Origin of the sequence: Mycolicibacterium austroafricanum (assembly GCF_902705885.1) — a bacterium.
Lineage (GTDB): Bacteria > Actinomycetota > Actinomycetes > Mycobacteriales > Mycobacteriaceae > Mycobacterium > Mycobacterium vanbaalenii_A.
Map to the genome: position 1 here is coordinate 1 of NZ_CACSIP010000029.1, position 24,859 is coordinate 24,859.

At 64.9% G+C, this 24,859-nt stretch carries 20 protein-coding genes and 5 pseudogenes; 11 read left to right on the forward strand and 14 right to left on the reverse strand.

Features of this window, described 5'->3' with window-relative positions:
* The 4 genes and pseudogenes from BEMPMBAN_RS19090 to BEMPMBAN_RS19105 all read left to right on the forward strand — a co-directional run.
* Positions 1–106 (forward strand): annotated as a pseudogene (locus BEMPMBAN_RS19090) (IS481 family transposase); the annotation flags it as partial.
* Positions 103–273, forward strand: a pseudogene (locus BEMPMBAN_RS19095) (DUF3703 domain-containing protein); the annotation flags it as partial. The pseudogenes BEMPMBAN_RS19090 and BEMPMBAN_RS19095, both read left to right, overlap by 4 nt.
* A 77-nt stretch (positions 274–350) precedes the next feature.
* Positions 351–851: a hypothetical protein gene (locus BEMPMBAN_RS19100; protein ID WP_011767890.1), complete on the forward strand. Its 501-nt coding sequence runs from the start codon at positions 351–353 to the stop codon at positions 849–851.
* An 832-nt stretch (positions 852–1,683) separates the two neighbouring features.
* On the forward strand, positions 1,684–4,074 hold the full coding sequence (locus tag BEMPMBAN_RS19105; RefSeq protein ID WP_159232834.1) for a heavy metal translocating P-type ATPase: 2,391 nt from the start codon (positions 1,684–1,686) through the stop codon (positions 4,072–4,074).
* 36 nt (positions 4,075–4,110) lie between these two features.
* Here the strand turns inward: BEMPMBAN_RS19105 and BEMPMBAN_RS19110 are convergent, their stop codons facing one another.
* Positions 4,111–4,524 carry a DUF302 domain-containing protein gene (locus BEMPMBAN_RS19110; protein WP_011780861.1) on the reverse strand — a complete coding sequence of 138 codons (414 nt, stop codon included), beginning with the start codon at positions 4,522–4,524 and terminating at the stop codon, positions 4,111–4,113.
* Between the two features lie 221 nt (positions 4,525–4,745).
* Here BEMPMBAN_RS19110 and BEMPMBAN_RS19115 point away from each other — a divergent pair, with 221 nt between their 5' ends.
* The gene (locus BEMPMBAN_RS19115; RefSeq protein WP_159232835.1) at positions 4,746–5,477 is read left to right on the forward strand and encodes a DUF305 domain-containing protein; all 732 of its coding nucleotides are present in this window, start codon (positions 4,746–4,748) and stop codon (positions 5,475–5,477) included.
* Between the two features lie 68 nt (positions 5,478–5,545).
* Here BEMPMBAN_RS19115 and BEMPMBAN_RS19120 read toward each other — a convergent pair whose 3' ends face one another.
* Together BEMPMBAN_RS19120 and BEMPMBAN_RS19125 are read right to left on the reverse strand one after the other, a co-directional pair.
* On the reverse strand, positions 5,546–6,685 hold the full coding sequence (locus BEMPMBAN_RS19120) for a sensor histidine kinase (RefSeq protein WP_159232836.1): 1,140 nt from the start codon (positions 6,683–6,685) through the stop codon (positions 5,546–5,548).
* On the reverse strand, positions 6,682–7,422 hold the full coding sequence (locus BEMPMBAN_RS19125; protein WP_011780858.1) for a response regulator: 741 nt from the start codon (positions 7,420–7,422) through the stop codon (positions 6,682–6,684). Before BEMPMBAN_RS19125 ends, BEMPMBAN_RS19120 begins: the two co-directional genes overlap by 4 nt.
* A gap of 126 nt (positions 7,423–7,548) precedes the next feature.
* Here BEMPMBAN_RS19125 and BEMPMBAN_RS19130 point away from each other — a divergent pair, with 126 nt between their 5' ends.
* The 3 genes and pseudogenes from BEMPMBAN_RS19130 (at position 7,549) to BEMPMBAN_RS19140 (ending at position 9,699) form a co-directional block, all read left to right on the forward strand.
* A complete protein-coding gene (locus BEMPMBAN_RS19130) occupies positions 7,549–7,776 on the forward strand; it encodes a hypothetical protein (RefSeq protein ID WP_159232837.1) in 228 nt (75 codons plus the stop codon).
* A pseudogene (locus BEMPMBAN_RS19135) lies at positions 7,773–9,340 on the forward strand (multicopper oxidase family protein). The gene BEMPMBAN_RS19130 and the pseudogene BEMPMBAN_RS19135 overlap by 4 nt, the downstream one beginning before the upstream one ends.
* Before the next feature lie 104 nt (positions 9,341–9,444).
* Positions 9,445–9,699 (forward strand): SHOCT domain-containing protein, encoded by a 255-nt coding sequence (locus BEMPMBAN_RS19140; RefSeq protein WP_159232838.1) that lies wholly within the window; start codon positions 9,445–9,447, stop codon positions 9,697–9,699.
* An 81-nt stretch (positions 9,700–9,780) separates the two neighbouring features.
* On the opposite strand, the gene BEMPMBAN_RS19145 is transcribed toward BEMPMBAN_RS19140, so the two are convergent.
* The 6 genes from BEMPMBAN_RS19145 to ripA all read right to left on the reverse strand — a co-directional run bounded on the left by BEMPMBAN_RS19145 (position 9,781) and on the right by ripA (position 17,345).
* Positions 9,781–12,132 (reverse strand): heavy metal translocating P-type ATPase, encoded by a 2,352-nt coding sequence (locus tag BEMPMBAN_RS19145; RefSeq protein ID WP_159232839.1) that lies wholly within the window; start codon positions 12,130–12,132, stop codon positions 9,781–9,783.
* A gap of 38 nt (positions 12,133–12,170) precedes the next feature.
* Entirely contained in the window at positions 12,171–12,413 is a 243-nt protein-coding gene (locus tag BEMPMBAN_RS19150; RefSeq protein ID WP_159232840.1) for a heavy-metal-associated domain-containing protein, read from the reverse strand.
* A gap of 162 nt (positions 12,414–12,575) precedes the next feature.
* Complete coding sequence (locus BEMPMBAN_RS19155) at positions 12,576–12,869, reverse strand: metal-sensitive transcriptional regulator (RefSeq protein ID WP_159232841.1); 294 nt, start codon at positions 12,867–12,869, stop codon at positions 12,576–12,578.
* Positions 12,870–13,095: 226 nt separating this feature from the next.
* Entirely contained in the window at positions 13,096–13,881 is a 786-nt protein-coding gene (locus tag BEMPMBAN_RS19160) for a pyridoxamine 5'-phosphate oxidase family protein (protein WP_234897571.1), read from the reverse strand.
* 293 nt (positions 13,882–14,174) lie between these two features.
* Positions 14,175–15,020: a F510_1955 family glycosylhydrolase gene (locus BEMPMBAN_RS19165; RefSeq protein WP_159232842.1), complete on the reverse strand. Its 846-nt coding sequence runs from the start codon at positions 15,018–15,020 to the stop codon at positions 14,175–14,177.
* A gap of 915 nt (positions 15,021–15,935) precedes the next feature.
* Complete coding sequence (gene ripA, locus BEMPMBAN_RS19175) at positions 15,936–17,345, reverse strand: NlpC/P60 family peptidoglycan endopeptidase RipA (protein ID WP_159232843.1); 1,410 nt, start codon at positions 17,343–17,345, stop codon at positions 15,936–15,938.
* Positions 17,346–17,716: 371 nt separating this feature from the next.
* On the opposite strand from ripA, the gene BEMPMBAN_RS19180 reads away from it, so the two are divergent.
* The 3 genes from BEMPMBAN_RS19180 (at position 17,717) to BEMPMBAN_RS19190 (ending at position 20,119) form a co-directional block, all read left to right on the forward strand.
* The gene (locus tag BEMPMBAN_RS19180; protein ID WP_159232844.1) at positions 17,717–18,082 is read left to right on the forward strand and encodes a BlaI/MecI/CopY family transcriptional regulator; all 366 of its coding nucleotides are present in this window, start codon (positions 17,717–17,719) and stop codon (positions 18,080–18,082) included.
* Positions 18,079–18,999, forward strand: a complete 921-nt coding sequence (locus BEMPMBAN_RS19185) for a M56 family metallopeptidase (protein ID WP_159232845.1) — start codon at positions 18,079–18,081, stop codon at positions 18,997–18,999. The genes BEMPMBAN_RS19180 and BEMPMBAN_RS19185 overlap by 4 nt, the downstream gene beginning before the upstream one ends.
* 523 nt (positions 19,000–19,522) lie before the next feature.
* Positions 19,523–20,119, forward strand: coding sequence for a winged helix-turn-helix transcriptional regulator (locus BEMPMBAN_RS19190; RefSeq protein WP_234897572.1), 597 nt, complete (start codon positions 19,523–19,525; stop codon positions 20,117–20,119).
* A 63-nt stretch (positions 20,120–20,182) separates the two neighbouring features.
* Here BEMPMBAN_RS19190 and ripB read toward each other — a convergent pair whose 3' ends face one another.
* The 5 genes and pseudogenes from ripB to BEMPMBAN_RS19215 all read right to left on the reverse strand — a co-directional run bounded on the left by ripB (position 20,183) and on the right by BEMPMBAN_RS19215 (position 24,536).
* A complete protein-coding gene (gene ripB / locus BEMPMBAN_RS19195; RefSeq protein WP_159232846.1) occupies positions 20,183–20,953 on the reverse strand; it encodes an NlpC/P60 family peptidoglycan endopeptidase RipB in 771 nt (256 codons plus the stop codon).
* A gap of 316 nt (positions 20,954–21,269) precedes the next feature.
* A pseudogene (locus tag BEMPMBAN_RS19200) lies at positions 21,270–22,183 on the reverse strand (Ig-like domain-containing protein); the annotation flags it as partial.
* Positions 22,182–22,283, reverse strand: a pseudogene (locus BEMPMBAN_RS33050) (sterol desaturase family protein); the annotation flags it as partial. The pseudogenes BEMPMBAN_RS19200 and BEMPMBAN_RS33050, both read right to left, overlap by 2 nt.
* A gap of 48 nt (positions 22,284–22,331) precedes the next feature.
* Entirely contained in the window at positions 22,332–23,102 is a 771-nt protein-coding gene (locus tag BEMPMBAN_RS19210) for a helix-turn-helix domain-containing protein (protein WP_159232883.1), read from the reverse strand.
* A gap of 573 nt (positions 23,103–23,675) precedes the next feature.
* On the reverse strand, positions 23,676–24,536 hold the full coding sequence (locus tag BEMPMBAN_RS19215; RefSeq protein ID WP_159232847.1) for an ICP22 family protein: 861 nt from the start codon (positions 24,534–24,536) through the stop codon (positions 23,676–23,678).
* Between the last annotated feature and the right edge of the window lie 323 nt (positions 24,537–24,859).

Consider the following 24,859-nt stretch of genomic DNA (forward strand, 5'->3'; position numbering starts at 1 on the left):
GTTCCCGCTCTGGGTGCATCACTACAATCACCACCGCGGCCACACCTCACTCAAGGGTCAAGCACCCGCCAGCCGCTTACCTAACCTCTCAGGTCAGTACAGCTAGGCCAGCACGACCGCCGCGAAGCCATCGGCCAGGTCCTACGCCTGATGGTCGCCGCCCCTGGCTCACTGACCGGCCGCTATCCCGTCGGCAACACCGGCCGCGTGACGGCCGGCCTCATGACACCCATGCCCATTCCCGACGACCTCGCCGCCCTCACCAACAGATGAAACCGACGGCGCCGCTTACCAAACGCCTGCCGGAACGACCCCGCTGGGCTGTCGCGGCCGCAACGGGGATCACCGCTGTGACGCTGGGCCTGGGATGGTGGGCCTTCGACCTACTGACAATGACGATCTTCACCGCCGGATTTGCCGGCGGCCTCCTGCTGTGGCTGTTCTTCCCCGCCGGCGGGCTCTGGGCAGATGTCCGAATGCCATTCTGGATTGCGTTGAGCCTCTTCCTACTTCACCGCGTCGAAGAAAAGCAGATGGAGTTCTTCGCGTTTCTGGCGACGGTTACCGGAACCTCCAAACCCTCCGCGACATCCCTGCCAGTCCTGCTGCTCGTCGCGGTGTCGGTTGGCGCTTGGCTGCTGACACCCATCCTGATGCGCCGCAACCACCCCCTAGGTCGTTACCTGGCCTGGACATTCTTCGCCTCCATGGGTCTGACTGAACTCGCTCACTTCGCCGTCTTTCCCTGGCTGAACCCCAGCGGAATCACTGCCTACGTCCCTGGAATGTGGACCGTTCTCGCTCTTGCTCCCGTCGCATGGTGGGGCATGTGGCGACTTGTTCGCGGCTGAGGGACGGGCGTCTTGACAACCCCGAAAGCGACATGCCGAGGCTGGCGTCATCCCAGATAAGGTCGGCCGCCAGAGCGACAACATGGAGCGGATGCGCCCCGGTGGCCGCTATGCGTTGCGGCGCTTCGATAGTCGCGACGTGCGGCGCGAACGATCGGTGCCATAACGCGACGCGGTGCGGCACGGCTGGGATCCGCCGCGGTGCAGGCAGCGCTGCTTGGCGACCAGCCCACGCCGTGGTGAGTCTGGCCCTCACCTGGAGGGGCGTGGCTGGTGTGTCGGCTGGGGGCAGGCTGGGCGGCGGTACGTGGCCGTAGCGGGCGGTGTCGCAACACGTTGTTTACGAACTTTCCCGACGCTGCGGCGGCTGGCAGCGCGCGTAGTCTCGATGGCGTGGGGGCTCATGACAGAGAGGCGACACCGCAGGCACCGGCGGCGATGCTGGCTACTCTTGGACATCCTCCGGCTGGGGGCGAGTTTCGCTGTAGTGGTGAAGCACGGCGGGCAGCACATCTGAACGTCGCCGAGCGCACCTGAGTCTCCTAGCCCGCGCGGCCATGTGGGCCGTCATGCTGGCTTTCGTCTCGGCCACAGGAAATTTTCGTCGCGTCCACGCGGACGGCAACATTGCCCGTGGCGTCACCACAGCGCTGCGGGCGTGTTGCGCGCAATCTTCATCGAATCTTTGTCGAACCAGCACTGCAGGCTTATCGATCACCGCAAGGGTGAGTGATTGAGATGACTAGCCTGACGGATGCGGGATGGGGATGGCGAGGACAGCGCAGGTCGCAGGACATCGGAGCCGCTTTGGTAACACTGAACGAGAGACGCTATGACGGAGTCGACGATTCTCGACGTACACGGATTGAACTGGGCCAGTTCGACGGCGGTGGTGGAGGCCGCTCTGCTTAGACGTCCGGGCGTGACGTCGGTCGAAGCCAATGCGGTAAATCAAACGGCGACAGTGGTTTACGACCCGGCGACGACCTCGGTCGCTGACCTGGCCGGGTGGATACGTGATTGCGGCTTTCACTGCGCGGGGCGGTCGGTGCCAGATCACGTCTGCGATCCGATGTCCGAGCCCCATCACGACCGAGCGGCCACCCTGCACGAGCAGCCAGCGTCGGCTCCGTCGCCGACTTCCGGGGAGGTGCATGCGCATGAGGCCGCGCCGGCACGAACTCCGCAAGAAGCGATGGGTCACGGCGGCGGACACGCCGGCATGTCGATGGATCAGATGGTCCGCGATATGCGCAACCGGTTCCTGGTAGCGCTGGCATTGTCGATTCCGATCATGCTGTGGTCGCCGATGGGCCGCGATATGTTCGGGTTCACCGTGCCTGCGCCGTTCGGGCTGCGCGATGACGTGTTCACCCTGTTGCTGAGCCTGCCGGTCGTCTTCTACTCGGCGTGGATCTTCTTCGACGGTGCCTGGCGAGCGCTACGGGCCCGCACCTTGGACATGATGGTGCTCGTTGCCGTGGCGGTCGGCGCAGGCTGGCTCTACAGCCTCGGGGTGACGCTGACCGGCGGCGGTGAGGTGTTTTATGAGGCCGCCTCGGTGCTGACGGCGTTTGTTCTGTTGGGGCACTGGTTCGAGATGCGAGCTCGCGGTGGCGCGAACGATGCAATTCGCACCCTGCTCGAGCTGGCGCCCCCGATGGCGATTGTGCTGCGCGACGGTGAGCCGGTGGAGATTCCGACCGCCGAGGTGGCAGTGGGTGACCTCCTGCTCATCCGGCCCGGTGCCAAGATTCCCGTCGATGGCACGGTGGCCGAGGGGACGTCAGACGTCGACGAGTCGATGGTCACCGGGGAAAGCTTGCCGGTGTCAAAGGCGCCGGACTCGAAGGTGATTGGCGCCTCGATCAACACCACCGGCACGTTGCGGGTCGTGGCAACGAAGGTCGGCTCCGACACGGTGCTGGCTCAGATCGTCGCGATGGTTCAGGAAGCGCAGAATTCCAAAGCCCCCGGGCAGCGGTTCGCCGACCGGGCAGCGTTCTGGTTGGTGCTGGTGGCGCTGATTGGCGGCACTGCCACCTTCCTGGTGTGGTGGGCGGTCGGCGCCGGTGTTCAGACCGCGTTGTTGTTCGCCATCACTGTCGTGGTCATCACGTGCCCCGATGCGTTGGGACTCGCGACTCCGACCGCGATCATGGTCGGCACCGGGTTGGGTGCCAAGCGGGGAGTGTTGTTCAAGAATGCGACCGCGTTGGAGACGTCGGCGCGCATTGACACCGTCGTCATGGACAAGACCGGCACGTTGACCAAGGGCGAGCCTGAAGTGACCGACGTCGTCGTCGACGGCATTCCAGAGGATCAAGTACTCGCCATGGTGGCTGCGGTCGAAACTGAGTCCGAGCATCCGCTGGCGGGGGCGATCGTGCGTTACGCGGCCGCGCACGGGATCGCTTCGGCGTCACTGACTGGTTTCCGTAACGTGCCCGGTCACGGAGCTGTCGCGACGGTAGATGGGCGCCGCGTTGCCGTCGGCAATCGCAAGCTGATGGTCGAGGAGGACGTCGAGTTCGGCGTGTTGATGCAACGCCGCGACGAACTCGCCGCCAGCGGACGCACGGCGGTCTTGGTGGGCGTCGACGGCCGGGGAGTCGGTGTCATCGCCTTGGCGGACGCTGTGCGCGAGACGTCTGCCGAAGCGGTGTCCGCGCTGCACGACCTCGGTGTCGAGGTGGTCATGCTCAGTGGCGACAATCAGGCCACTGCCGATCGCATCGCCGCGCAACTGGGAATCGACACGGTCATCGCCGAGGTGCTGCCAGGTGATAAGGCAGCCAAGATCGCTGAGCTGCAACGACAGGGCAAGAAGGTCGCCATGGTCGGCGACGGCGTCAACGACGCACCGGCGCTCGCCCAAGCTGATCTCGGCGTGGCGATCGGTGCAGGCACCGACGTCGCCATCGAAACCGCAGATCTGGTGTTGATGCGATCAGACCCGCTCGACGTCGCGATCGCGCTGCGGATCGGCCGGGGCACGCTACGAAAGATGCGGCAGAACCTTGGATGGGCGGTCGGCTACAACGTGATCGCATTGCCCATCGCGGCTGGGGTTTTCGTACCTTCGCTCGGCTTGGTGCTGCGGCCCGAGATCGCTGCCCTCTCGATGTCAGGTTCCAGCTTCATCGTGGCCGTCAATGCGTTGATGCTGAAGAGATTGAAGCTTCCCGTACCGGCGTCAGCGGAGGCGGGCGCCAAGTCGTAACGCTCCGCGTGCCGTCGCTGTTCTGTGTTTGAGGGACTAGGCGGGTGCGGCCGCAGTCTGAAGTGAGTCGATGGCGGCCTGCATCTTTCGCGTCACTTCGTCGGCGACGTCACGCAAAGCCGGCTCTCCGGTCACCTCGACCAGTATCTGCGGGTTCATCGCCTCGACGATGACGGAGGTGTCGTCTGCACGGTCGGCTCGGACAACGACGTTGCAGGGCAGCAGCAGGCCGATTTGACGGTCCACATTCACTGCCCGGTGAGCCAATGGTGGGTTGCAGGCGCCCAGAATGAGGTACTCCTCCATGTCCTCGCCCAGCTTCGCCTTGAGCGTCGCCTTCATATCGATCTCGGTCAGGACGCCAAAACCCTGCTCTGTCAGGGCGGCTCGGGTGCGAGCGACAGCGTCGGCGAACGACGTCTGCAGCGCTGTCGACAGTGCGATGGTCATGCCGGTCCTCTCGATGGTCCTGTGGGGCGAACACAGCCAAGGCTGCGCCGCGGACCTCCCGACGCCAAGGGCGGTTGCCGTTCTTTATCGAATCTTCATAGAACGACTAGTCGGGCCATACCGGCGGCGCGAATGCTCGAAGACAGGTCGGGATACCCGCGCGTCAAACTGGGCGCGCTGCAGCCGCATCGACCGTGAAACCCGGGAAGGGACTTGTTGTGATGAAGAGGAAGACGCTGGCCGTCGGTGCGGCCACCTTGGCGGCGCTGGTCACCGTTGGTGCGTGTAGTAATACCAGCACTACGCAGGGAGCTTCGTCGTCGTCGGTGTCGGCGCCTTCGTCGACATCGGCCACCGAAGCCCACAATCAGGCTGACGCCATGTTCACCCAGCACATGATCCCGCATCACCAACAGGCCATCGAGATGAGCGACATGCTATTGGGTAAGCAGGGAATCGACCCGCGAGTGGTGGACCTGGCCAAGCAGATCAAGGCTGCTCAGGCTCCCGAGATCGAACAGATGCAGGCCTGGCTCACGCAGTGGGGCATGTCCACGATGCCGATGATGCCCGGAATGGACGACATGCCCGGTCACAGTGGGATGCCCAGCGCCAGTGCCGCGCCCAGCGAATCTGGTGCGCCGACTCAATCGATGATGCCTGGGATGCCGGGCATGAGCGATATGCCGGGCATGCCCGGTATGGGTGATATGCCGGGGATGGAGGGCATGATGTCCGAGGAGGACATGGCCGCCTTGCAAAACGCCCAGGGGGTGGAAGCCTCCAAGTTGTACCTGACGCAGATGGTCAAGCATCATGAGGGTGCAATTACTATGGCGCAGAATGAGATCAAGGACGGCCAGTTCCCCGATACGGTCGCGTTGGCACGCTCGATCGTCACCAGCCAGCAGCAGGAGATCGACACCATGAACAAGATCCTGGCCTCGTTGTAGAAGTCAGGGCATGGCTGCGTGTCGCGCGAGTCATGTTTCATGACAGCGTTGTCGAGTTCGATTAGTGGTCATGGGCGGTCCGTGCGTGCGGGTAGCTCGATGGTGAAGGTGCTGCCCATTCCTGGTCCGCGGCTGGCCGCAGTGATGCGGCCGCTGTGGGCTTCGGTGAGTGCTTTGGCGATGGCCAACCCGATCCCCGCGCCGCCGTGGCTTCGATCGCGGGCCACATCGGCGCGGTAGAAGCGTTCGAACACGTGCGGGAGGTGCTCGGCAGCGATGCCATCACCATTGTCGCGCACGGTGATGATCACTTCGCCGGGCTTTGCCGCCGCGTCGACCTCGACGCGGCCTCGCGCGGGGGTGTGGCGCAGAGCGTTGTCGAGAAGGTTCCCGATCACCTGCGCGAGGCGCAGAGGGTCGACCCACACCTCGGGCAGCGGGTTCGCGGCATCGAAGATCAGCGCGACATCCTTCTGGGCGTATCGGTCGGCTGCGGCAGACACGGTGGTGACGATCGCGGCCCGGGGGTCGATCCACTGCGGTGTGACCGCGCCGGGACCTTCCTCGGCTTGAGCGAGCGCGGCGAAGTCATCGGAGAAGCGCACCAGCCGGCTGGCTTGATCGTTGAGCACGGCAACCGTCTCGGGGTCAAGGGTTTTCACTCCGTCCTCGACGGCCTCGATGTAGGCCTTGAGTACCGAGACGGGTGTCCTAATCTCGTGGGCGAGGTCACCGAAGAGTTGGCGCCGGGTGGTCTCGACCGATTCGAGCCGTTCGGACATCCGATTGAACGCGCGGGACAGGTTCGCGAAATCCTCCCCCAAGCGCAGCGGCGACACACGGATGTCATAGCGGCCGTCGGCGACCGCAGTGGCGGCCGATGCGACCTCGGCGATGGAGTGCTGCAGGCGACGGCTGAAGTACCAGGTCACAACCAGGGCGGTCAATGCGGCTACGCCGATCGCCACCGCGATGGAGATCGCGGTGGCGTACCGGTAGGCCTCCTCGGCGTGGAACTGTTCATTGGATGAGTGAGGAAGTCCGGCGCGGTTCAGGTGTTCTCGGAACAGCGGTGGACCGACGATGACGGCGACGACCCCGGTGGTTGCGCCGCCGGCGAGGAGCACCAAGGCTTGCGCCAGCAGGAGTCGCGCCCCGACTCCAGGACTGCGCCGCGACCTGGGTTGAATGCTCGTGTCTGTCCTCATTGGCCGCTTCCCATTCGGTATCCGACTCCGCGGACGGTGATCACGTAGCGGGGATCGGCGGGGTCATCCGCCAATTTGCGGCGCAGATGTCCGATGTGGACGTCGACGAGATGTTCATTGCCACCCCAGGAGTCGCCCCACACGGCCTCGAGGAGTTGGCGGCGGCTGAAGACCACGGCCGGCCGCGACGATAACGCGGCCAAGATGTCGAACTCGGTGCGGGTGAGCAGAACTGGTTCGTCGTCGATGAATACCTGTCGGCCCGCAACGTCGATGGCCAACGGCCCGAAGGCCCGCGGCGGGGGTTCGTCGGCCGCGGTCGCAGCACTGATCGGCGTTGCGACGGTGCGAGGCCGGCGCAACATGGCGCGGATCCGCGCGACCAATTCGCGGGGACTGAAAGGTTTGGTGACATAGTCGTCGGCACCGACCGACAGGCCCACGATGGTGTCCATTTCGGTATCGCGTGCGGTCAGCATCACCACGTAGGCATCGGAGAACGTGCGAAGTTGGCGGCATACCTCCACGCCGTCGATGCCCGGCAACGCGAGGTCCAAGATGACCACGTCCGGGTCGATCTCACGGGCCTGCGCCAAGGCGTCCGCTCCGCTGTGGGCGAGGCTGACGTCAAACTGCTCGCGTCTGAGGTAGCTCGCCACGACTTCGGCCAGCGGTACCTCGTCGTCGACCACCAACGCTCGATAACCCGCAGAAGGGGTGGCCGCAGGCTTTTCCATGTCCTCATCGTGCCGCCCCGAAGGGATTCAGGAACCCGCGACCCAGGTCTTGAGTGAATCTTCATAAAACCATCGTCGATTCGCTACTCGACCGCACGAGTGTGGAACGCGAAGGAGGTGACCCCGATGACGTGGTGGAACGAAGCCGGCGCCCTGTGGGGTTGGGGTGGCTGCCTGCTGGCCATCGTGATGCTGCTCGCGTTTTGGGGAGCTGTGATCGCGGCGCTGGCGGCGCTACTCGGGGCGAACAGGCCGCAGCGTCGGGAGGACATCGAAATTCAGCGCGACGCACAGGTACCCGGCCTCGGCATTGATGATTGCGTCGCAACGACGAAACCCCCGCAACGCGCGTGAACCGTCAAAGCGTCGGCACGACGATATTGACACGACGCACGTTTCTCGCGGCCACCCTCGCCGCCAGTACCGCGGCCATGGCCGCGTGCGGAAAGCCCACAAGTGTCAACCCGGCTCCGGATCCGATCGCGGTCGCCGAAGCCGCGCGGCCCCACACCGGGCGCACTGTCACCGCGGCGTTGACACCTGGGCCGGCGGACATCGACCTAGGCGGACCCGTCGCCCGCACACTGGCGTACAACAACAGCGTTCCCGGACCGTTGATCCGCGCCAACGTCGGCGACGAACTGGCGATCAGCGTCACCAACGGTCTGGACCACCCGTCTTCGCTGCACTGGCATGGCATCGCGCTGCGCAACGACATGGATGGCGCAACGCCGGCGACCCCGAACATCGACCCGTCATCGACTTTTACCTACCGGTTCTCCGCGCCTCATCCCGGTACCTACTGGGCACACCCGCACACCGGCCTCGACGCCGACTACGGGCTCTACGCGCCGGTCATCATCGACGATCCGGCCGAGCCGGGACGCTACGACGCCGAGTGGATCGTGGTGCTCGATGACTGGACCGACGGCATTGGCTCCAGCCCGCAGCAGCTCTACGACGGGCTGCGTCCCGTAACGGGGGCCGGCGGCCACTCGGGTGGCATGCCCGGCATGAGCGGAACACCCCTGGAATGCCAGGGGTTCCCGGTGTCGGCGGCGTGGGCGCGAGCCCGCTTCTCGGGGGCAACGCGGGTGACGTCAGCTACCCCTTCTACCTGGCGAACGGTCGCATTCCGGCGGCACCGACCACTCTCACCGCTCGCCCTGGGCAGCGGATAAGGATGCGGATCATCAACGCCGCCTCCGATACCGCATTTCGGGTCGCGTTGGCCGGGCACCGGATGACTGTCACCCACACCGACGGCTTCCCTGTGGTGACGACCGAGGTGGACGCGCTGCTGATCGGCATGGGTGAGCGCTATGACGCGCTCATCACCACCGGTGACGGCGTGTTCCCCTTTGTCGCTTCGGCCGAAGGGAAGAACGCGCTCGCGCGAGCCCTACTGTCGACCGGCGCCGGTGCCGCACCCGATCCGACGTTCATGCCACCCGAACTGCAGCGCCGGGTCGGCACCGTCGGCGTGTTCACCGCCGCGCCCGAGGCGGTCTTGGATGTCAGCAGGGCCGATGTCGCTCTGTCGGCCCGGCTTTCCGGTTCCATGGCGTCCTACGACTGGACGATCAACGGCAGACCGTTCGAAGACACCGTCCCACTGACTGTGAGGCAAGGCCAGAAGGCGACGTTGACCTTCACCAATACCACCATGATGTGGCATCCCATGCACCTGCACGGCCACACCTTTCAAGTGATCAAGCCGGACGGGACTCCGGGCCCACGCAAGGACACTGTCATCGTTCTGCCGATGCAAGAGCTGACGGTGGCGCTCGCCGCCGACAACCCGGGCGTCTGGATGATGCACTGCCACAACACCTATCACCAGGAAGCCGGCATGATGACGAGCCTGAACTACTCGCCCCAACCCGGTGCCGCGCCTTCGCACGGTCAGCGGCAATGAGCCCAAAGACCTTGAAGCGCAGTGCTCTTGGCCCTGTCGGGACGAGACGCAAACCGTAAGACTGTGGCCTATCGGCCACGGATACATCAAGAGGAGGAACGGTCATGATGTTTTGGTACGACCACGACATGGGTTGGTGGGGATACGCGGGGATGGGCGTCGGGATGGTGCTGTTCTGGGGCTTGATCATCGTCGGTATCGTCGCTCTGATCAGATACACCACGGGCAGCCCGCAAGCGCCACGCGGTGACGCGCCCACAGCCGAACAACTGCTAGCGGCGCGATTCGCCAGTGGCGAGATCGACGAAACGCACTACCGCGAACGATTGGCGATACTGCGCGAGGCTGTGCGCCGATAACTGACGCCAGCGCCAAGCCCGCGGCGGGGGAGTCCCGCGCCGCGGGCGTATTCGCTAAAGCGTGAGGTGCCCAGCCTGGGGTTATGGTGCGGTGTGGGCCCTGCGGTACTCGTCGCCCCCTGGCGGCACTGTCGCAACGTGGACGTCTTCCGTCTGCCCAGGGGATGCGCTGCTGGTGAACCGGCGAAGCCGCAGGCTGTTGCTGACCACGAAGACCGAGCTGAAGGCCATTGCGGCGCCGGCGATCAGCGGATTGAGTAGGCCCAGTGCCGCTAAGGGAAGTGCGGCGACGTTATAGGCGAAGGCCCAGAACAGGTTTCCCTTGATGGTCCTCAGGGTTGACCGGGCCAATCGAATGGCGTCGGCGGCTGCGCGCAAATCCCCGCGCACCAGTGTCAGGTCGGATGCCTCGATGGCGACGTCGGATCCGGTGCCCATCGCCAGGCCCAGATCGGCCTGTACCAGTGCGGCGGCATCGTTGACGCCGTCGCCGACCATGGCGACGGTTCGCCCCTGCGCTTGCAGGCTTTTGATGGTGTCGACTTTGTCGGCAGGGAGGACTTCGGCGATCACGTCGTCGGGGTCGATGCCGACCTCTGCGGCGACGGCGAGGGCGGCGCGCCGATTGTCGCCGGTCAGCAGAAACGGACGCAGGCCGAGCTTGCGGAACTGGCCGATGGCGTCCGCGGAGGTGCCCTTCACCGTGTCGGCGACGACGATGACGCCGCGCACCGCCCCGTCCCAGGCCACCCATACCGGGGTGTGGCCCTGGGACTGAGCGTGTTCGGCGGCGGAGGTGAGGTCGTCGGGGGCTGTCAGCGACCAGTCGTCGGTAAGCCAGCTGAGCCGTCCAACCAGGACCGCATGGCCGGCGACGACGCCGCTGACGCCGTAGCCGTTGTGGTTGGAGAAGTCTTCGACCGCTGGCAGCGTGCCGCCGGCGGCTGCTGAGGCGGCGATCGCTTCCGCGATGGGGTGTTGAGACGCGCTCTCCAAGGCTCCCGCGAACTCGAGGAGCTCATCGGAGTTCTGGCCTGCGCCGGGATGCACCCCCACGAGACTCATGCGGCCGGTGGTGACGGTTCCGGTCTTGTCGAGCACGATGGTGTCGACTCGGCGGGTGGACTCGAGCACCTGCGGTCCCTTGATCAGGATGCCCAGTTGGGCGCCGCGGCCGGTGCCGACCATGAGGGCGGTGGGGGTGGCCAGGCCGAGCGCGCAGGGGCAGGCGATGATCAGGACGGCGACTGCCGCGGTGAATGCGACTGTCGCTGAATGGCCGGTGAGCAGCCAGGCCGCCAGCGTTGCGACCGACAGCGCCAGGACGATGGGTACGAAGACCGCCGAGACCCGGTCGGCCAGGCGCTGTACCGATGCCTTGCCGTTCTGGGCGTCTTCGACCAGGCGCGCCATCTGCGCGAGTTGGGTGTCGGCGCCGATTCGGGTGGCGCGGACGAGCAGTCGGCCACCGGCGTTGACGGTGGCACCGGTGACGTGGTCGCCGGGACGGACCTCGACGGGCACGGATTCCCCGGTGAGCATCGATGCGTCGACTGCCGACGAGCCGTCGGTCACGACCCCGTCGGTGGCGATCTTCTCACCCGGTCGCACCACGAATACGTCTCCGACGCTGAGTTCTGCTGTTGGAATGCGGATTTCGGTACCGTCACGCACGACGGCGACATCTTTTGCGCCCATGTCGAGCAGTGCCCGCAGCGCGGCACCGGATCGTGTCTTGGCGCGCGCCTCGAAGTAGCGGCCGGCCAGAATGAACACCGTCACCGCGGCGGCGACTTCGAGGTAGATGTGCTCGGTCTCGGAACCCGCGTCGGGTAGCAGACTGAAGGCCATCCTCATCCCCGGCATGCCGGCGTGTCCGATGAACAGCGCCCACAGTGACCACAGGTACGCGGCGCTGACGCCCAGTGAGATCAGGGTGTCCATCGTGGCAGCGCGGTGGCGGGCGTTGGCCCAGGCTGCGCGGTGGAATGGCAATGCACCCCACACCACGACGGGAGAGGCCAAGGTCAGCGCGAGCCATTGCCAATTGGTGAATTGCAGTGCGGGGATCATCGACATCGCGATCACGGGCACCGTCAGAACCAGGGAGATCAGCAATCGGCTCCGCAAGGAGTCGGCTTCGCCCGTGTCCGGGCCGGAATCCGCGGTCGGGGCCGCGTCGTTCGGCGCCGCGGGGGCGGTTGCGGTGTAGCCGGTCGCTTCCACCGCGGCGATCAACACTGCCGGATCGACGGAGTTGGGGTAGGCCACCTTGGCCTTTTCGGTCGCATAGTTGACGCTGGCCTCGACCCCATCGATCTTGTTCAGTTTCTTTTCGATCCGGGCTGCACACGATGCACAGGTCATCCCGCCGATCGACAACTCGATGCTGTGGGGTTGATCGACACCGACGACGTGATTCGGCAGGGTCATGCTCTGTCCTTTGGTTCGGGTTCGCGCGAAGTCGAGCGCTAGCGAGGTTGATCGGTGGATAGGCGGTAGTCGCCGGCCTCATCGAGTGCGGAGGTGATCTGCTCCGTGGTCAGTGGTGTGTCGCTGGAAACCGTCACGGTGGAGATGCCTCCGGTAACCAGATCGACATGAACGTCGGTAACACCGGCGAGTGCGCCGAGTTCTGCGCTCACCGCGGCGATGCAGTGGCTGCAGGTCATGCCGGTGACGGCGTAGGACTTGGTGGTTGTGGTCGTGCTCATGGCGTTCTCCTTGACCGATGCTGGTGGGCGTGTGTCGGAGGATCTCGGTGCGCAGCAACTGCAGCCCGAGGAGGTAGACGGGACCAGGGGCAGGGTGGCGGTGGGCTGTCGGGTCATTTCTGGCTACTTTCGCTTGCGGGATGGGCGGTTTCGGATGTGTGCTCAGGAACGGACGAGACGCGCGATTGCCGCCGAGGCCTCATCGATCTTCTGCTCGGCCGTCTCGCCACCCTGGTGGATTGCGTCACGGACGCAATGGGACAGATGTTCGTCGAGAAGCGACAACGCCACCGACTCCAGCGCTTTGGTTGCTGCCGAGATCTGGGTGAGCACGTCAATGCAGTAGGCGTCCTCGTCGACCATGCGCGCAAGACCGCGGACCTGCCCCTCAATTCTGCGCAGTCGCTTGAGATGTGCGTCCTTCGAGCCTGCATACCCGGGTGTCGTCGCATCCATGACTCCTCCTCCGTGATACCCCTTGGGGGTATGGGAGTAATATACCCCTATGGGGTATCAATCTGTCAAGGGGCCAACGTCACCAGAAGTGCGACGGATACCTCAGCTGCATGACCGGGCCCGCCCGTGTGGGCGTCGAGGGTGTGCAATTCAGCGTGCCGATTGGCCCTCCCGCGTGCGGCGCATCAGCCCGCCGCATGATCATCAAGCCGACCCGCCCCGTTGCTCATATGTTCCCGCGCGGGTCGATTACTTTGGCCGCACCTGATTCCATGTGATTCCTGAGCTGCCAGATGTTGGAGCCGACCATGTAGGTGTTGATCGCAGGATCTGGTGTGATCTTCAGGAAGCAGTTTCGCGTTTCGCCGCGGCGGTAAGACTCTTCGTAAGCCTTGAGGATTCGGCGGCCTATCCAGAACTGGCGGAGGGCATCCCGCCCTTCGTCGTCAGTCCAGTCCAGGATCTTCGCGTGTCCGCTCAACTGGAGGGTTGCTGGTGGGAGGAACCACAGGAGCCGCCTGGGCAGCGGAACCACGAGCGAGACCCGCGAAAGCCGCACGACATTGCGCGCCTTCTTCAGGTGCCGGCGGGTCATTACGAAGATGGAGACGGCACCGCCGAGCTCAGACACGCGGTAGTTGACTCCCGCTGAGCACGGTTTGCCCTCTTCGTCGGTCGTCGAAAGTACCGCAAACGTTCGCTTCCTTAGATGGCCGAGAACGACCTCGAACGTGACAGGGTGATTCTTCATCATGACGTCCGGTGGCTCGGTGACCGACCAAGGGCGGGGAATCGTTGGAAAGAGCCCATGGTGTGCACTCCGGGGTGCATGCGCGGACGGGGTACCTGCCAGGCCCACTCCCGGAAGGTCACGACAGCACGCCACCAGCGTCGCCACGATCCAGAGTGCCGCCGCAGCGGAAAGCAGCCACCGAAATGTCGAGTGCAGCGCGAAATTCACCAACGCCGTGACCCCAATCGACGATGCGCCGGCGACCGCCAGTACCGCCACTGCCGACGACTCGGCATTACGAATGTCGGTGGCTGCCAGGTAGATGGCGGCGATCAGCCGCGGTATCCTCCGCGCCGATTCATAACGTCCGGCGGTACTAGGTCGCCGCCGCTAGGTGGCGCGGTGGCGACTGCTGAAGACCTGGTGCTGAGGACCGTCCATTCGTTGATCTCGTCGATAGTGTGAGCGAGGGGGACGGTCGGGTCGGGAAGTGTCCCAGGCCAGGGCCGACGTGGGCTGGCGGACTGAGGTGAGCGGACCCTGTGGTGGCTTCGTGTTCCTCTGCTGGCCGTCTAATCGACAGCGGTGAGGACGTTCACCGAGGCACCGTCGTCAGTGGAGGTGTAGATCGCGGTATCCGTGGCGATGTAGACCTGGCCGTCGCTAGCGGCGAGAAGTGCTTGAGGTTTGACGTCTAGGGCGTGTCGTGGCTGCCAGGTCTGCCCGTTGTCGGTGCTGGTGTAGAGGTTTCCTTCGAGGTCAGCTCCGAGGACGGGACCGCGCTCGGGCCAGCTGACGAGCGCCAGTGTCGGTGCACCGTTGACTGCGGCGAATGTCATTGCGCCGTCGTTGCTTCGGAGGAGCCCTTGGCGTGTGGTCGCGAGGATCTCGTCGGCGTCCGCGGGTGATACTGCGAGGTCCGAGGCAGCGATTTGTGCTCGCCGCTGCCAGGACTGCTGATCGAGGCTGACCATCACCGTGCCCGACTGGCTGTCGTGACCGTAGACCCGGCTGTGGCGGTACTCGAGTGCGTGAAAGTCGGCGCTGCCGTGCAGCGACACATTTTCCCAGGATTGGCCGGCGTCGCTGCTTTTGATGAGGCCTAGGTGTGGCGGTTGTTGACGATCGGCCGGATCGGGGTGGCCGCTGGCCAAGAATTCGTCGGGCCCGGTGATGGTGAAGCCCATGAAGTCCTGGCTGAGATCGCCGACTCGTTGTGGCGCCCGATCGCGCTCTACTGTGTAGAGGCCGTAATGAGTGGCTACATAGAGGGTTTCGTCGGACGGGTTGATGCCGAGACCGTGGATGTGCACCATGCCTGGCACTATCGCGGGCGGCGCGCTGTCGGGGGCGTTCGACGAACACGCCGCGGCGAGGGCTCCGGTCAGAATTGCGGCAACGAATCTGCGGAGCTGCACGGTGAAACCTTCCGGTCGCGGACTATCTACGTAGTGCATCAGTAGATGGGCGGCACAGGGCAACGGCGCGACGCTGGTATGACGCCCTGGGCAGGGCTGCGCGTACCGACAGGACAGTGCGGCTTCTTCATCAAGTCTTCATCGGGACACGAACCGACCCATACTCGGAATCTTGAGGCTGGACCGAGGCGGCGAGAGCGCTTCCCGCGTGGCCTGGTGTCACGAAGTTGTATGAGAAGGATGCGCGGTGCAGCACAAGCGATGTCGAACTGGGTTTGCGGCGTTGGCGGCGTCGGACCTGTTCATCACTGCCTGTTCGAATGCGACAACAGACTCTCAGTCATCGCCGAGCGCTGCGAGCAGCGACGCGGCCCACAACGACGCTGATGTGACAATCGACGCCGGCCACGACCGCCTCGAACTGCTCGCGTTCTAGATAGCTGGCCACCACTTCGCCAGCGGAAGTTCGTCGTCGACGACCAGGACGCGGTATCCCTTCGCCTGCTCATGTGATGTACCCGGGTGATCCTTCATATCCCGCATGGTGCCCGCTGAGCAGCCGCGGCGGCGCACGACCGTCCGAAGCGGCGCGATCTTCAGCAGATCTTTACGAGACTCATACCGATTACGTCCTGCGGCTGGGAGACGTTCACTGTGGAGGAGGGCCTGATATGCGCTGGCTGATGGACGTCTGCCCGAACAGTCTCGGGCGGCAAACGTGGCTGATCCTGTGCGCCGTCATTGTCGTGATGTGGGCCGCCGCCATCGCCGGCGCGACGGCCCTGTTCCACGCTTCTGGCGCCGGCCGCGCCGCAGGCAGCGGCGTGAGGCAATGGAGGAGCCTGTTCGCAGCGGCCACGTCGGGGCGGACTGACGTGTCAGCGACGCGGCCGAACGTAGCGCTCGCGCGGGGTGTCAGTATTCGATCAAGCGCGTGACGTAGGGCGTCATGCCGGAGCTGCGTACGGGTGAGATTTTGACCACTGACCCCGTGTAGGGGGCTTCGATCATCATGCCGTCGCCGAGGTACATGGCTTCGTGCTGGCTGGCGTTGGGGCCGTAGAAGATGAGGTCGCCGCGCTGCATCTGCGATGACGGTACTTTGCGGCCGGCGTTGTACTGGGATCCGGAGTAGTGGTCGAGCTTGATGCCGACTCCTGCGAAGGCGTAGAGCATGAGGCCGGAGCAGTCGAAGCCGACGGTGCTGGCTCCTTGATCGATTCCCCGAGAGGGCCCGTTGGCGTTGCCGCCGCCCCATGAGTAGGGAACGCCGAGTTGTGACATGGCGCGTCGGATCACGAATTCAGAGGCTTGGCGGCCGTAGAGGCGGGGGATGCGTCCATTGGTGATGCCGGGATCTGCGGCGGCGGCCGCAGGGGAGAGGATGCCGAGTTTGACGAGGAAGTTTCGGCCCATGTTGGCGGTGAGTTGCAGCGAGGTCGCCATGATTTTGAGGACGGCGTTGATGATGGCTATGGGGTCGCCGGCCACATTGGCGCTGGGCACCATCGGCAGCGTGGTGTCCCACTGGCCGGTGCCCGAGCTGTCCGCCGGTGCCGGGCTGGAGCGGTCCCATTGGCCGCTCGGCGGCACCGGGGTACCGGGTTGTGCGGCCGTGGGCTGGCGCGTGGTGGCTGCTACCGGTCGGGTAGTAGTGAGTCGGGTTTGTGCGGAGTCGCGTTCGGCGGCCAACCGGGTGAGGTCGGACTGCTGATCGGTGAATGCGCGTTGCGCGGCAACGAGTTCGGCGACTGCACTGTCCTGCCGTCGTTGCGCTTCGGCCGCTGCGGCGTCGGCGTCCAGCCGGGCCTGTTTGGCGGCTGAGAGTCGGTTGGCGTGTTCGGTCTGGCTTCGGCGAAGATCGTCTTTGACCGTACTGAAGGCGATGAGGTAGGTCTGCTGCATTGAGGCTGCCGAGAGGATGTCTTCGGGGCTATTTGCCAGCGGCAGTGAGCGCGAGGGACCGTTCATATAGGTCGAGGCGGCGAACTCGTCGAACCGCTGCTGCGTGGCGTCGATGGCGGTTTGGCTGTCGGCGAGTGCTTTCTCGCTGTCGGCGAGTGTGCGGTGCGCCTCGGCGACCGCCTCGCGGGCGGTGGCAAGCTCCACCAGCGTCCGATTGACGCTCTCCTGCTGGTGTTGGATGTCCGCGCCGATATCGGCGACGTGCTGGTTGGCTTCGGCGACGGCGGCGACAAGTCCTGCGACCGTTTCGCTGTCACCATCAGGTTCGCTTCCGTGGCCGGCCGTTGCGATGCCGGAGGTGTGCAGCACCAGCACCGCAAAAATCACCCCGGTGGTGAGAAGTGAAGTGAGGCGCCGCATCAATTCTCCTGTGGGGTGGCTGCCGGTGACCGCGAGTCGGACGGGGCAGTGCGCCGTCATGTCTGACGGCCTACTACCGCTGTAAGTATGTAGTTGCCTAGTACGTGTTTGGAACGTACATCACTGCAGCATCAGGAGAAACGCCTGTCACAGTCTCAACTCGGTAACACCTGACCGGGCCGGCAGGAACTGCTGTTGGCCCGAGGTGCCGGTGCCTTTCCGATTCGATGACGCACGCCGGGGCCGAAATCGGTTGCGCAGCCACGGCGAGGTCCCCGACATCTGGTCTGTTGGCGGCTACATTAAGAGGCTGCAGGGTGCCGCGCTGTGCGAATCGGCCACCTCGTTAGAGCAAGCAGGAGTTGCGGCGGATGGAACAGCGAGGATTCGGCGATCTCGAAGCGGTGGTCATGGACTGGGTGTGGGATCACCAGGAGCCGATCACGGTGCGTGATGTATTCGAGGACCTGTCTGAGCAGCGGCCAATCGCGTACACCACGGTTCTGTCGACCATGGACAACCTGTATCGCAAGCGGTGGCTCAAACGGCAGCGCAACGGCAAGGCCTATGTATACCGGGCGGCGATGAGTCGTGAGGAGCGGTCAGCGCGGCTGATGAAAGCTGCCTTTGACTCCGGCGGCGACACCAACACCGTGCTGGCATTCTTTGTCGAGCAGATGAGTACAGAGCAATCAACGCAACTCAAGGCGGCGCTGCGTAAGGGGCGGCGATCATGACGACGGCTCTGTGGCTGGTGCTCTACGGCGCGGTGTTGGCGTGGCTTGCTCCACCGGTACTGCGGCGCCTTACTGGTGGCGGGGTCAGCCCGTCCATGGGTGTGGCCGCCTGGCTGGCCACGGTGGCCGCCGTGCTTGCGGCATGGCTGGCGGCAGTGGTACTCGCGGTCGACGCGACGTCAAACAGCATCCTCGACGGCTCGGTCGTGACCCTCTGCCTGGAACTGTTCGGGTTCTCCGATCACACCCCGCTGGCGGGACGCCTCGGCTCTATTGCGCTCATCGGCGGGGGGCTATTGACCTCGGCGGTTGTGGCGCTGCGACTGGGACGCTGCCTGGCCAGGCTTCGCACTCGAAGTCACGAGCACGCACACGCCGCGCGGATCGTCGGTCGGCCCACCGACCATCCCCACGTCGTTGTCGTCGAGGCGGACCTTCCCGCCGCTTACTGTGTCATCGGCCGCCCCCATGCCATCGTCGTGACCTCGGCGGCCGTGAAATCGTTGAACCGAGCGCAACTGAAAGCGGTTCTGGCCCACGAGGATGCTCACCTAACAGGGCATCATCACCACATCCTCATGGTGCTGCGTGCCCTCGCAGCCACCCTTCCTCACCTGCCCTTGTTCGCCTGCGCGCATCAGGCTGTGGCGGAACTGCTGGAGATGTGCGCCGACGATACCGCCGCTCGTCGCGTCGGCACTCGTCCTCTACTGGCGGGGTTGCTCGCGCTGGCCGGTCACCGACCTCCGGTGGCCGAAGGTCTGGCCGCGGCGGCAACGGCGGTCATCACCCGCGCCGAGCGACTGGTCACCCCGACGCGTCGGCACGTGCAGTGGCGTCATCGCGCTGTCCTGGTTGCCGCCATCGCCACGATGCTCGCCACACCGGCATTCATCCAGGTGCTCTGTCACCACTAGGTGCCCCTAGCTCTGATCCGGGTTCGGGTCGGCCAATGCGCAGATCGACGGACGAGAACCCTTCGACGGTCGGGTATCGGCCCACCCAGCAAAGTCTTCGCTGACCGCCTGACGCCTGCGTCCACACCGTAGATCATCTACGGAGTCAAACCGTAGATGACCAGTGCAAAGGCTTGCTGTCGGCGGTTGCGCTGTACCGCCTGGATCAGCGAGGACGGCTGGGATCAACGCCGAAGGCCGTTGATGACGCGAGCCGGCGCTAAATGTCCCGATCGGCGCGTCATCTACGTAGTAACTACGTAGATTGAGGTAGACTATCTCGCGAGGGCGGCGCAGGATGCATGGGCGTGCTCGAGTTTTCGTGAACGGCTAGGAGGATGCCACGACGATCGAGTCGCACCGTGTTGTCGCCGGTTCCGTACCGCCAGCGGCGGCCGCCGGCCGCATCCGCGTGCTCCTCGTTGAGCCTCGACGCATCTATGCGGCCACCGTAGCGCGACACCTTCGTGCCGACGATTTCGCGGTGGAGGTGGCGTACTCGCCCCGTGCCGCGAGCATAGGTCTGCACGAGGGCGATCCCGATGTGGTCGTGGTGTGCGTCGGCACTCAGGGGCTGGGCACGGCCCTGCTTGACCGCATCCGTCAGGAGACGCAGGTCGGCGTGGTCGCTCTCAGCGACGGCGATATTACGCCGCTGCTCGTGAGTACCGCGGCCGTCTGCGGGGGCGACATCGAGGCGCTGAACGTGCGAATTCGGCTGGCGCTGAGGCGCTGCGGTGTCGGCGGCGAACTACGTGGCGGCGACTACGGCGACGAGATGCATCGCCGTGCATTCGGGGATCTCCGTATCGATGTGGCCGCACGCCGGGTGTCTCTGCGCGGCGAGGCACTGTCACTTACCCGCACGGAGTTCGAGATCTTGTGCACGCTGGCGGAGAGTCCGGGTGAACCGGTGACGTGTCGTCAACTGCAGCTGAGCCTGTGGGGGGATGCCTCCGACGGTGGCCGGTCCACGCTGGGGGTGCACGTGGGCAATCTTCGGCGCAAGCTGGGTGAGGACCCACGCTCGCCGCGCTATCTGCGTACGGTGCGGGGGACCGGTTACTGTCTGACCGGCTGAGTGGGTGCAGCGAGTGCCTGCTGCGGCGCAGTGATGAAGGCGGTGACAGATTGCGGCGAAGGCTTAGCTTTCGATGATGCGAACGACGTAGGGCGTCATCCCTGACAGCCGCACCGGGGAGATCTTGATGGGCACGCCGGTCTGCTGCGCCTCGAGCATCTGCCCGCCGCCGAGATAGATGGCTTCGTGCTGGCTCCCGCCCGGGCCCCAGAACAGCAGATCGCCCCGCTTTGCTTGCGAGGGTGGGACCTTGCGGCCGGCGTTGTACTGGTCACCGGACCATCGCGGGAGCAGCACTCCCACGCCGGCGAAGGCGAACCGGGTCAGGCCTGAACAGTCAAAGCCCACGGTGCCGGCCCCCTGGTCGACGCCGCGGCTTGGACCGGTGAGGCTTCCGCCACCCCAGGAGTAGGGAACGCCGATTTGCGTTCCCGCCCTTCGGATTACGTACTCGATCGCTTGCGCACCATTGACCCGGTTTCCGCGCACGCTGGTCGACGGATTCGCGGCCGGACTGACAATTCCCAGGCTGCTGAGAAAGTTGCGACCCATACTCATGGCCGTCTGCGTCGCCGTGGCCGTGGCCTGAAGAGAGGCGTTCGCGATGGCAACCGGATCACCGGGAGCGCCTGCGCTCGCCACCTTCGGCAGCAGTGGATCCCACGGACCAGCAGCAGGTTGGGCCGACGCGACCGGTGCGCACGCAAGGAAAGGCAAGACGACGATGGCGATCACACCGGGGAGCCGTCGAACGCGTCTCGCAGCGCGCATCGCCGGGTCAGACCGGTCGGCGCCGGCAATTGCCGCACTCCTGGTCCGGACGTCTGATTTCATGTCTTCTCCTCAGTGCGCCGCGCGGTGAGCTATCTCACGCACCAATAGCGGGGCTGAATCGCATACGTACGGCGCAGCACCAAAATACGTAGCTCCTACGTAGAAAAGCGTAACTCACAAAAGTCCCACCAGTAACAGTAGCCACATAATTACAATGGTGAAATTCGCTGCGGCAGGGTGGTTTGGATGCGGCAAGTACTGGACCAGAACCGTTTTACGGTTGGGAGGACGGGCGTGAATAGCGCGCCGATGAACGCAAATTGTACGAGCTTCTCGGAGAAGGAGGCACTATGGGTCGTCGTCGGGGGCAGCAACACATTTGCGTGGCCCATTCGACTTCGGTGCGGGACCCGTCGGGTGAGTTGACGGGGACTCCGTAGGTGGACGAATCCATCACCAGGAATGAGTAGCGGTCGCCGATGATGTAGGCGCCGTTGTCGGTGAGCGTTTTGGATTTGCCCATGGAGATCGGCATGTTTTGACGACTTCGCCGTTGCGCCGCACGCTCATCGTCTTGGTGGCGTCATCGGCGGTGGCGATGATGTGGTCGCCGATTGTGAAGCGCGTGGTGACGTCATCCTGGCCGAAGAGCCCGTCGCCGAAGTCGACACCGTAAGCCTCCACCGACACCTCAACGGTCGTTCCGGGCTCCCACTACTCGGCGGGGCGCCAGCGGACTTCACGATTACTGAGCCAGTAGGAGGCGCCCTCAACCGGTGGGTTCGTGGTCACGGTGATCGCCTGCTGCGCCGCAACCCGGTTCGTGATGTTCTCGTCAAAACGAATCGCAATGGGTTGACCTACGCCCACCGTTTCGCCGTCATTGGGCAAGACGTAGGGCATCGTCAGGTTTTCGGGGGGGAATGGGTTTCGAATGTTGCGCTGGTGCTTGTCGTTCCGCCAAGCCCTTGTGCGTGCGCCTGCAGGGTGTACTGCTTGTTGTAGCCCAGCGGTTCCGCCGATGACCATGTAACGCCGTCGGGGCCCAGCTGCCCGTCGACAAGTTCGCCCTCCTCGTTTGTCAGCGACACTTGGCCGAGAACACCGTCGCCGGCGGTAACGGTTACGGGGGCATCGACAGCGACGCCGATGGCACCATCAGTGACGGGCGCTTCCACTTTCGGTACGAGCAAGTCTGCGTAGGGCGTGGCCCTTGTCGGTGATGACGTCGGGCGTGGGTGCCGGCGCCGGAGACGAGGTGCAGGCGGTCGCGATCAGCAACACCGCCACCGGCGCCGTTGAGGCCGATCAGCATGAACGGCACGTAGCCGTAGCGGGCCACCGCCTGGGCCGCGGTAGCCGCCGTCGATGTCGGAGAAGTCGTGCTCATGCCGTGAATCGTCGCGGTCACCGATGCGGCGGCGCTTGAATGATCCGGCTAAAGGCCGGCTTCGAGGTCCCAGGACACGTGCCGGCTCAGCACCGAGGGCGCCAGGCCGAACATCTCGCGGGTGGTGCGGGTCAGGTGAGCGCTATCAGCGAACCCCGCACCGTGCGCGGCGCCGGTCAGGTCATCACCGGCCTGCACCCGCATGACCGCGAGTCGCAACCGCGACCACAGCACGTAGCGGCGTAGCGGGATGCCGACCTGATCAGTGAATAGATGCGTCAACCTGCTCACCGAGAGCCCTACTTGGGCAGCGAGATCCGTACCGCTGACGGGGCCTGCGGCGACAAGGCTGGGCAGCAGTCGCAGCGCGTCATCAACGGCGGGATGGCGTGGCGTTGCTCCGTCTCCGGTCAGGACGGGCGCCAGGTGCTCGACCAGCTCGTCCACCACGGCGGCCAGAGTTCGTCGTCGCGTCGACGTCAACACGGGAGCAACAGTCCACCCGGAATGGACCGCGCGCAGATGTGCCGACCGCCCCGGCACGGACTCCGGTTCCAAGAACACCACCGTGCCCTCCTGCGCGCCGACCTCGATCCGGTGTGGCGCATCGGCGGGCACGACCACCTTCGTGCCGCGATGCCCGATGCCGTGCCCGTCACGCACCGTCAAAGGTGTAGTGGCCGTCAGGATTTGGACGGCGTGGTGGGCGTGAACATCAGTGGTACCGATCGATCCGGTGAACGCCAACACCCCCGGGCGCAGCAGCGCGGTCCCGCCCCAGCGGGGTGCACCGGTGGTATCACCGCCAGCCCGAGTCATCGCCACCAAACGATGCTAACGATCTCCCATGGCTGGATTCGCCGCGGTACCAGCAATGACAGGGCGATGAGTCGGACGCCGGCGGCATGGTCCGCCAGCGGCGGCGATGGGTCCGCGCGATGGATTGATGTCGGCCCCCGTACCGCACTGATCTGCACCGAACTCGCCGCGCTGCTCGCGCTACCGATGCACTTAGGCGCCGAATAACAGAGGCGGGCGAGCACCCTCTGATGGAGCCCACGTTGAGCGCGGATACCCCGGAGGGGTATTTTGTGGTTGCACCCGCGGCGGGTGCCTCGTCGACTGGAAAGGCCTGTTGCTCGTGACGGCAAAAGAGAAATTCCGGCGGCTCATCCACAGTTCGACCACGCGGTCGATCGCCAAGCGAATCGGTGCAGGCGAAAGAGCGGCCGAAGCGCAGGGCAAGACGGTGGTCGCCGTCGGCTGGGACGGTCAGGCCCACGGCGTATTCCTCGTCCCAGATTCCGTGAAAACGACTAGCGCCCAAGCGATCTCAGAGATGCGTTAGCTTAGTTTGACGCCTGTGCTCACACGAGCGGAGAAGTCAGGTGTTTACTCGCGGTGATCATGATCGCCGTGGTCGTCATGCGCAGGCACCGCGGGTGGGGCCGGAACTTCTGCCGTCGCCGGTGCCGCCGACTCGTCGGCAGGCTCGCTCACCGGCGGCGGGGCGATCGGCTCGTGGCTGCTGTCAGGGCGATAGACATCCCCGCCGGTCGTCCCATGGTCATTGGCCTCCCGGGGCTCGGCGCCAGCGCCGTGGTGGTTGCTATGTGCATCTTCGGGAGCCGTCCCGTGGGGCTCTCCATGCGCATCCTCGGGGCCCGTGCCGTGGTGACCGCCATCTGCGCTCGCTGGCCCATGATCACCGTGCCGCAGACCTGACGCAACCCCCACCGTAGACGCCAGCGCCACGACACCGACTGCGCCCATGAGCACTAATGCGCTGCCGAACGACGGTATCGGCTCTCCTTGCAGGCCGCGGTAACACACCCAGCTGGCGCCCATCACGACGTAAATCTGAAGCAGCAGCGCGCAAAGGTCAGCGGCTTGGACCAATTCCGCTTCTCCCGCGCTGGGGCCGAACGGGGCTCCCACGGTCCTGGACAGGGCCCAAAGAGCAATGGCTCCAACGTTGAGCATGATGCCGGCAGCAAGCACAGGAGTCGTGGTTCGTGCGAGAACCAGGCGCGCCCAGAGCAGTTGGAAGAGTGCGATCGTTGCGAAGAACAAGCCTGCTGGCATCCACTCCTGCCAGTGGGTGGGTACGACGGCGAAGTGGATGACCGCGGCGCCCAGCGATGCGAGCGCGGCGAGCCGAGCGGCCAGCCTGCTGTCGGTCTTCTTCGCTGTCCTTGGCGTCACCGAACCAGGATGACAGCGCCACCCGCGACAGCGGTTGCATGACACCACATCTCAACACGACCGAGATTCATTTGTCATCAACTACTGTCTTCCTACGTAGATGCCGTCGATGCCACCCTCTGAGTCTCGACCACCGCCGGGTGGCCGTGCGGTAGGACGCCCGCTCGCACCTAGCGTCGGCGAATGTAGCGATTTCGCGGGTCGTTGCTCGCTGCTGAGGAGCGGTCGCAAACATTCGTCCGGGATACGCGTGTCAGCGGGTCCTGGTGCGCAGTCGGACCTGCAATTGTTGACGTACTTCTTGGTGGATGTCGACTCTGATGGTCGGGGCAACCTCAAGCGTCGCCGCCAGTCCATAGCGGACCGGTGCC